The following is a 6,494-nucleotide window of genomic DNA, read 5'->3' on the forward strand; positions in this document are numbered from 1 at the left end:
CCCCCAAGCCCTGTGAGCGAAACCCAAGGGCAGTTCGCCTCACAACTTTGGTACCGGAACCAGTCCAATATCTGTCTCTCGCGAACGTTGCCTGACCCTGAACTCAATTCGCCTCCTCGCCTTGACGTCGCCGGCCTGTGCGCCGTCGGTGAGCCGGTCGCCAGGCAATATCAACTGGCCGCCGGACATTGGCAGGATGGTGAAGCCTTTCAGTTCCGGCATATCGCGCAGGATGCCTGTGACGGAGATCGCTCGCGCTAATCCAAGCCCGGCATTGTCGGCAGGATGGAGTGTGCCAATGTCCATCTTGCGCGCCAGTACGGGCTGAAGGCCTCTGTCCATATTCGATGAGTCACCGGACATCGCCTGCTCGTCCGTGTGGCCAATCACCTCAATGACGTCCACACCATAGGAAGTTGCAATTCCAGCAATGGTCTTCGACATCTGCCGCAACTTCGTTTTGAAGCCACCGGAAAGCTCCGCACTTCCAGTATCGAAATTATAGCCATCGAGCTCGCTAAGACTGATGATCGGTGGCCAATCGTGTGGCTTGTCAGCAGAGGCCTCGTTCCTTGCCTTCTTCAGTGCGTCAGCAAGATCCTTGGACGTCTTGCCCGTGCCAACGTAGCCGAGCTCGCGCAGAACCTTCATCTTCTCGATCATGGCTTTGGCCTGATCAACGTCGACGTCGTTGTCAGAGAGGACTTTGGCGGCCGGCGCGCTTTTCACCGCTTCCTCAAGGGTCAGTCCCACTTTTTTGATTGCCTCTGCGGCCTCTTTGGCCCGGACCAATTCACGCCATTCTTGATCTGGTACATTGCGTCGACTTGCAGGCTTGACCATGGCATTCAGCTGAGCCAGCAACCGCTTGTTTTCCTCGTCAAGCTTGCGAGCGTTCTCATTGAGGGACTGCGCAATCTTCTGCGCTGCCGCAGCCTCTTTCTTTGTCTTGGCGATGAGCGCGCCTGCAGCAAGCAAAAGGCAGAAAACGAGAAGCAGCATCGTCTCAGCCATCGTCAGGCCGAGTATCAGGCCGCGGCCATAGCCCTTGCGCTCAAACGTAATGGCTGTTCCGCTAACCTCACTCACCTGCCCCACCAACTTGCTCTCTTTGGCGGTTCACCCTTCTCCACCTCCGCCGGACTGCTTAACGATCGGAAGGTGTCGCCCTCCGTGTCATCCGAAACCTTGATTGGCGTCTCCACAGGGGAGGCAACAGTGGAAGGTGCCGCCACTCGCTCGACATCGTTCGCTATCGCATTGCTCAGAGGCTGGGGAGTGCGCACGGCCGGGAGGCTATGTTGTGTAAGGGTTGCGACGAGGCCGCGTGTTTCATTGCTGTGTTTCTGCATCACAGCCATGAACTCCTCAGTCAAACGCTGCTGCGCTTGGACAGTTTCTGCGGTCTTTTCTGCGGCCGCTGCCGCTCTCTCCACTCCAGTCGCCACCTTGATCACTGCGTCGGCAAGACCGGTCATCCGCGTTTGCTGCTCTTGCGAGGCTGTTTCGGTTTTTATCGCATATTGTGCGACAGCATTACCCAGGAGCTTGACCATCGGCGCCAGATCGTTCTTCAGCACCTCATCAGGAACAACCACCTTTTCCAGCTTGGCAGCCATATTGTCGGCTTGATTACCGAGCTTTCCAACAGAGTTGGACATCGAGCTGTTGGCTTTATCCAGCAAATCCGCTGCAGCTCCAACGCGGTTCGCTATCGAAGCAAACTGGGTTTCGACTTGCCCGAAATTGTGCTGCAACGCGTCACTGAGCTTGGCAGACGCCTCTTGGACAGGCTTGATCGATTCCATGGCAATATTGTCCAGGGCAGATCGAATGTGCTCCCCATTGCGTGCCGCTTGCTCGGCAATCTCTGCAAAGCCCTCTTCGAGCATTTGATGGCTGACACGACGAAAGTCGGCGAACTCCCTGGTTACGCTTTCCATCTCGGCTCTTACACGCCGTGTCATGTCGGCAAGTTCGTGCCTCGCCGTTCGCTCAATGTCCGCGGGATCGCGCCGCATCTGATTGTAGAAAACCCTCAGAGCAATACCGGTGATCGTCGACGTGATCGCGATGCCAAAATTTTGGACGATCGTGTCGGTTGAGCCTTCCGTTCCAAACTGAAACAGCGAGACCCCAAGGCTCGTCAGGGTGAACAGGAAGCCCATATAGTAGAGGTTATCGCCGGTCTGCTCGTCGTGCAGTTGTAGCTTTCCAGCAAAGATCGAAACCCCGAGATAGAAAAACATCAGGCAGGCCGGTGCTACCGCCGCGACGATCGGATTTACGCCTGAGAGTTTTGCAATGGCGATGAATACACACCCGCCGAGTGTCAATGCCGCGAAAACCACGACCGGCAGACGTGGATGATCCAGCAAAGGTTTGTCGTGCGCTCTCGCCATCAGTTTAACCCATCCAAGCCAACCAGCTTTTCGAACTCGCCGTGATGGTTCTGGACCCAATGTGTCCAGAACTCCGCGTGATCCAGGGTCTGAAATGGCTTCTTTGCCCGATCGATATAAAGAATTGTGATGCCCACCCCATCCAGCGACGTCCCATATGTGCGGTCGGCGGCGCTGTTGAGGTATTTTTGGTAATCCAGTCCCGATCGGTACTGCGAGTAAATCGTCGTATGCTCGATCATGTCAGAGGCGACCACCAATCGCTTGGGACTGCCCTGTTTGGCCAAGCTGCTATCGAAGAGCGACAGCTTGATTTTCTGAATTCCAGCCATGATCGGAGATTGGCTCGCGGAAGCCGCATTCGGGATTTCATCGGGAAGTTTGTTCAAAGGATCGCCGAAGGCGTTTTCCCACTTCTTTTGACGCCGCGCAGGATTGTTGGTCCAACTATCGACGGTCGACCCATCACCGGGATTGCATCCATCGAACATCACCGTCAGCTCACCAGGCGCCGAGCTCAGGGTATAAATCCTCACATACCCACCCGGCTCGACCTGCCCAATGGTCTTTCGGAACTCGTTCTTGAGATCAGCCATCGTCGTTGCCGAAATTGGATCAGTGGCGTCGATGAGGACGGCGGTCAGGCTGGAGGGTCCGTCCAATGGGCAATTCGTGTTGGCGTCGATATGGCCATTGCCAGACCTGGTCCACATCCAGCCGAAGCCGGCCAACATCGCAACGGATAGCACACCAAGGGCAATGGCCGCGGCAATGGTACCCGCATTGCCTTTCTTGCGTCTGCGGGTTCGCCTAGACATTCACGCTGTCCGGGTGAAGCTTATCAAGATCTCGGTACTGCTCAATTCCCCGTTCGCATTCCTGACCAATCAGACGAACCTGCTCGTTGAGTTCCTCCTGCGCCTGGCGAATTGATGCGCCAACATCTCCCTCATTCCACTCCCGCTCGCCGGTGACGTATGGCTTGATGCGATCAAGTTTGTAGGGCGTTCCGAAATGCTTGGGCGCCGGCTCGGTCCTCGCCTGGATGTTGGCTTCCCGATACATCGACAAAAGCTGATTGCAGGCTCGCTCCAATTGGTCTTGATGCTGCGCAAAAAGAGCCAGAAGCCTCGATCGATGATCGACAATCGCGCGGTGCTCGCGCCGGCGACTACCAAGCTGCTTGACGATTTCCTCCACTTTTTCGTTGTGGTCGTCGCGGACATCCTGCAGCTCTTCGATCAGTTCCTTCTTTCGATCGATGTAGTCATCGCGCCGTCGAACGAGCCGATTTTCAACGCCAGTGTAGCCTGGGTAAGGGTCGAGCACGAACCAGCCGTCGATAAAAGCGAAAAGCGAAAACATCAGGCCGATCGCAAACAGCAACCAGGACTTGATGTCCGTGAGACCCGCTGGATTGGCGAGCATATTACGGATGACCTCAGCGCCGGCGCCGTCAGCGAGCGAGCCGCTGACCTCACGGTAGTGCGCTAGCGCCAAGTTTATCGAAATCGCCAAGCCGATATAGAAAAGGATTGAAATGATCCCAACGAATTTTACGAAAAACGACCGATGGGTGACGAGACGAGCGCAGAAAACCGCCAGGAGCAAAGCCGCCCCGATGTTGATGAAAGAGAATGCCGCAGCCTCAAGGATGCCACCAAAAAATCCCTGCTCATTGCCCTTGGCCAGGAAGTTGCCGTTCATCGCTGTCTCGACCAGAAACAGAAATAGCAGAAGCGATAGCCGGAAAATGTGAGCGGCACCGTGCTGCACACGCGCGGCACGAACGAGACCGTGCTTCTCCTTAAACCATGCATGCTCTTTTTCGGCGTCGTTCAGGGCCCTTCTCAGGCCGTGAAGTTCATCGAGGCCCACGGCGACCGAGGCTTTGAAGTCCGAAACGCTAGCGGCATTCGTCTGACGGATTAGACCGAATTGTTCCTCGAAATCGAGGCCGGCAAGACGACCTCCAAGGAGTTGCAGGTTGTCCTCAAGAGTGTGATGCGCAGCCTTCTTCTCATCCTCAACGCGTTCCACGATGGCATGTTCGACATCGTCGAGATTCTTTGCCGTTTTCGGGGGTTGGTTCACCTCGCCGCGCTGCTTTCCGCGGTTAATGACATCCAGGTCGCCGTCGATCTTGGCAGGGTCCAGGCTGTTGAATAGCTGAGTGCTCGCCCGAAAATCGTGGTTGGATTCTCGCAGTGAGTCACGCAACTTATTTAGTTTTTCGAATTTAGAGCCCACGCACTCACAACCCCAACTTTACGCCCCCCGGCAGAGTGGTTTCTATGCATAGTAGAGCTAAAGGGCAACCGCACATTCACTTCTATCCACTTGCTAGTGCGGATCAGGCTCAATTGAGTTCCAACAAATGATCATGGCTGCTGATCAACTGGTTGATCGGCCGCGACTAGTCATGTCATGAGCCGTGCTGCGATGCTCTAAGGACAGAGTGCTACGAGCGGGTTCGCGACTGGGAAATTATCCACAGTCGTATACGTGTACTGGATCTCACCGCCCAGGCGAACGAAGGCAGATAGTTCCTCCGCACGACAGACATAGTTTTTGGTCATTTCATCGATCTTCTGGACATAGACCGGCCGCGAGACGCCAGCAGCCAACAATTTGGCGTCTACTTCCGCATCGGTCTGAGCCCAGGTGGCGTTGAAAACGATCCTTGGCCCGATTGCGATGATGCTCCGAACGGAGATGTTCGAACTGATCAGCATGGGCAATGCTGGAGCCATTTCGGTTTGCATTTTTTTTGCGTAGGCGCAGACGTCGGTCTTGGTGTACTTCGAGAGGCATTCATTTGCCGTCGCCACCCTTGGCCATGTCAGCAGGATCGCCAACGGGACGTGCATCAATCGCAATCCATCCAAAGTATTCTCCTCGCCCGATCTTGGCCTGCACAGAGGAGCATCTATCCTATTTGTGTTCACAGTGCCACGAGCAGCTTGTGCCCGACCGGCAATAGTGCTCTGTCTGAAATACTTTGGGAGGGCAATAAAATGAAAACAACATTTCTCGCGGCTATGGCCGCTGCAATAATCGCTTGCGCGACCGGCGCGTTTGCACACAGTGGCGGCACTGATGCCAACGGTTGCCATACCAACCATAAGACCGGCGCGTATCACTGTCACTGAAGGTCACGCCTTTCTGAGGGACACAAACATGCTGAAGAACATCATGTCAGCTCCGCTGGGCCTCCTCTTCATGCTGGGCGGGCCGATCACCTACGTGATGAATGTCGTCGACACATGGCAGGGCCATGCATCAGTGGTCGTAAAAATCCTGATTAACTTGAGCCTGGATGCGATGTTGGCGTTCATTTGGCCGATCACTTGGGCAATCTGGCTTTTCAAATATATGGCGGGCGCCGAAACTCCACTAACAACCGTGCTGGGCGTTTGAGGATCAAGTTTGCTGAAAATAATGCTTTTCGACGCCGGCCGGAACGGTCCGGTTGGTCTGCATCTGTGTAGCTATTGCCTCGCTGCTGGCGGTAGCGCCATGGCCGTACGGCTATTACCAATTCCTCCGCGTGGTGGTCTTTTTCGCCGGGATCTACTGCGGAGCCATGGTGTGGCGATCAGGCCCTGAAAATCGCACCCTGGCTTGGGCGCTGTTTGGAGCGGCAGCGATCTTCAACCCGTTCATGCCGGTTCATTTGCCGCGCGAGCTGTGGGCAATCTTCAACGTCGCAGCGGCTACTCTGTTCGGCTTTGTCGCATACCGGCACCGGAATTAAGCCGATAATCTGAGATGGCCAAGAGTGGACCTGAGACGCCGAAGGTCAAGGCGCGCCCGAGGGTCACCGTGTCACAGCCGTTGGCGCTTTATGCGGGAGATCTCCTCGAGCGGACGAAGGAGTACTTCGAGGCTTTCAACCATCTAGGCTCGGAGTCGGAAAAGGCGCATCTTTTTGCCCGTTATTTTCTATTTTCGCATGCCCTAGATGTGGAGCTTCAACAGGTTGTCCTCGATCAGGGCGAGGCGACTGATAGGCGTTTTTGACTTTAGGCTGCCATGTGGACGATGCCAATTGTATCTGTGCAGCCAGACAGGCAGTTCGGCGGCACGATG

8 protein-coding genes and 1 pseudogene are annotated in these 6,494 nt (G+C 55.5%); 3 read left to right on the forward strand and 6 right to left on the reverse strand.

Annotated elements, in window-relative coordinates; translation table 11 throughout:
* Positions 1 to 39: 39 nt before the first annotated feature.
* The 5 genes from ENZ74_RS17310 to ENZ74_RS17330 all read right to left on the reverse strand — a co-directional run bounded on the left by ENZ74_RS17310 (position 40) and on the right by ENZ74_RS17330 (position 5,290).
* Positions 40 to 1,098, reverse strand: coding sequence for a hypothetical protein (locus tag ENZ74_RS17310; protein ID WP_245470971.1), 1,059 nt, complete (start codon positions 1,096 to 1,098; stop codon positions 40 to 42).
* Positions 1,086 to 2,402 (reverse strand): hypothetical protein, encoded by a 1,317-nt coding sequence (locus ENZ74_RS17315; protein WP_063169428.1) that lies wholly within the window; start codon positions 2,400 to 2,402, stop codon positions 1,086 to 1,088. The genes ENZ74_RS17310 and ENZ74_RS17315 overlap by 13 nt, the downstream gene beginning before the upstream one ends.
* Positions 2,402 to 3,220, reverse strand: coding sequence for a hypothetical protein (locus ENZ74_RS17320; RefSeq protein WP_063169429.1), 819 nt, complete (start codon positions 3,218 to 3,220; stop codon positions 2,402 to 2,404). The genes ENZ74_RS17315 and ENZ74_RS17320 overlap by 1 nt, the downstream gene beginning before the upstream one ends.
* Positions 3,213 to 4,622 (reverse strand): hypothetical protein, encoded by a 1,410-nt coding sequence (locus ENZ74_RS17325; RefSeq protein ID WP_210326684.1) that lies wholly within the window; start codon positions 4,620 to 4,622, stop codon positions 3,213 to 3,215. Before ENZ74_RS17325 ends, ENZ74_RS17320 begins: the two co-directional genes overlap by 8 nt.
* Before the next feature lie 227 nt (positions 4,623 to 4,849).
* On the reverse strand, positions 4,850 to 5,290 hold the full coding sequence (locus ENZ74_RS17330) for a hypothetical protein (protein ID WP_126066778.1): 441 nt from the start codon (positions 5,288 to 5,290) through the stop codon (positions 4,850 to 4,852).
* Between the two features lie 153 nt (positions 5,291 to 5,443).
* Between ENZ74_RS17330 and ENZ74_RS35800 the strand changes: the two genes are divergently transcribed.
* The 3 genes from ENZ74_RS35800 to ENZ74_RS17345 are packed head-to-tail and all read left to right on the forward strand — an operon-like array spanning position 5,444 to position 6,159.
* Positions 5,444 to 5,554 (forward strand): YHYH domain-containing protein, encoded by a 111-nt coding sequence (locus ENZ74_RS35800; protein WP_095770035.1) that lies wholly within the window; start codon positions 5,444 to 5,446, stop codon positions 5,552 to 5,554.
* A gap of 28 nt (positions 5,555 to 5,582) precedes the next feature.
* A complete protein-coding gene (locus ENZ74_RS17340; RefSeq protein WP_082826591.1) occupies positions 5,583 to 5,822 on the forward strand; it encodes a hypothetical protein in 240 nt (79 codons plus the stop codon).
* A gap of 52 nt (positions 5,823 to 5,874) precedes the next feature.
* Positions 5,875 to 6,159 carry a DUF6804 family protein gene (locus ENZ74_RS17345; RefSeq protein WP_063169433.1) on the forward strand — a complete coding sequence of 95 codons (285 nt, stop codon included), beginning with the start codon at positions 5,875 to 5,877 and terminating at the stop codon, positions 6,157 to 6,159.
* A 203-nt stretch (positions 6,160 to 6,362) separates the two neighbouring features.
* Here the strand turns inward: ENZ74_RS17345 and ENZ74_RS17350 are convergent.
* Positions 6,363 to 6,494 (reverse strand): annotated as a pseudogene (locus ENZ74_RS17350) (IS481 family transposase); the annotation flags it as partial.

This window comes from Mesorhizobium sp. M7A.F.Ca.CA.002.15.2.1, from assembly GCF_003998715.1.
GTDB classification, from domain to species: Bacteria; Pseudomonadota; Alphaproteobacteria; order Rhizobiales; family Rhizobiaceae; genus Mesorhizobium; species Mesorhizobium ciceri.

Excerpts from the sequence above, each read along its gene's own strand:
- ENZ74_RS17340 (WP_082826591.1), top strand. The coding sequence starts at position 5,583 with ATGCTGAAGAACATCATGTCAGCTCCGCTGGGCCTCCTCTTCATGCTG.
- ENZ74_RS17315 (WP_063169428.1), bottom strand. The coding sequence starts at position 2,402 with ATGGCGAGAGCGCACGACAAACCTTTGCTGGATCATCCACGTCTGCCG.
- ENZ74_RS35800 (WP_095770035.1), top strand. The coding sequence starts at position 5,444 with ATGGCCGCTGCAATAATCGCTTGCGCGACCGGCGCGTTTGCACACAGT.
- ENZ74_RS17320 (WP_063169429.1), bottom strand. The coding sequence starts at position 3,220 with ATGTCTAGGCGAACCCGCAGACGCAAGAAAGGCAATGCGGGTACCATT.